General features: G+C 45.4%; 1 protein-coding gene. It reads right to left on the reverse strand.

What is annotated here, in order from left to right:
• Positions 1-31 precede the first annotated feature (31 nt).
• Entirely contained in the window at positions 32-610 is a 579-nt protein-coding gene (locus P5674_RS25535; protein WP_014276166.1) for a reverse transcriptase N-terminal domain-containing protein, read from the reverse strand.
• Between the last annotated feature and the right edge of the window lie 66 nt (positions 611-676).

Consider the following 676-nt stretch of genomic DNA (forward strand, 5'->3'; position numbering starts at 1 on the left):
ATGCCATGGATTCCGTTCTCAAGGCTGCGTCCTAACCACCTTGACTAATGCTATAGTAGTTTCCTTTATTTATGGCAGTATAGATTCTACCAATTGCATCTTGGGCAGACCGACCAGGTCGAAACCCATAGCTAGTGCCTTCAAATCTCAATTCCCATTCAGGTTCGAGAGCCGATTTAACCAAGGCTTGCCTCGCTCTATCTTGGATAGTGGGTATTCCCAGCGGGCGTTTCTCATCCCTACCAGGTTTTGGAATCCACACCCTACGCAGTGGTTTTGCTTTGATATTTCCTTTGATTTTCTCGGCTAAGTCTAACCTTTGCTTAGGGGATATTGCTATCACTCCATCCACTCCGGCTGTTTTCTTTCCTTGATTGTCTTGGGTCACTCGCCGTACTGCTAAGAGTCGGGCATAAGATGACTTCACCAATAGACGTTGCCACCTTCTTACCTTTGCATCCGGCCCCGATTTAGCTGCTTGAAATATCCTCTTTTGGAGCTTGAAAACTTTCCGCTGAACCTTAGCCCAAGGAATAGCTTTCCATGCGTTATTCGTAGTCTTGATTGGTTTGGACTTGCCAAAGCCTTTCTTTAAACTCGCTTGCGTCATTTAAACACCTACTAGACTCTATTCTTACAATCAAACCGTGACCTGTTAGCATATCCCGTCCATTAC

The sequence above is a fragment of the Limnospira sp. PMC 289.06 genome (assembly GCF_032350395.1).
Classification (GTDB): domain Bacteria; phylum Cyanobacteriota; class Cyanobacteriia; order Cyanobacteriales; family Microcoleaceae; genus Limnospira; species Limnospira platensis.

Bases quoted from the DNA above. Each gene is read 5' to 3' on its own strand.
- P5674_RS25535 (WP_014276166.1), bottom strand. From the start codon at position 610: ATGACGCAAGCGAGTTTAAAGAAAGGCTTTGGCAAGTCCAAACCAATC.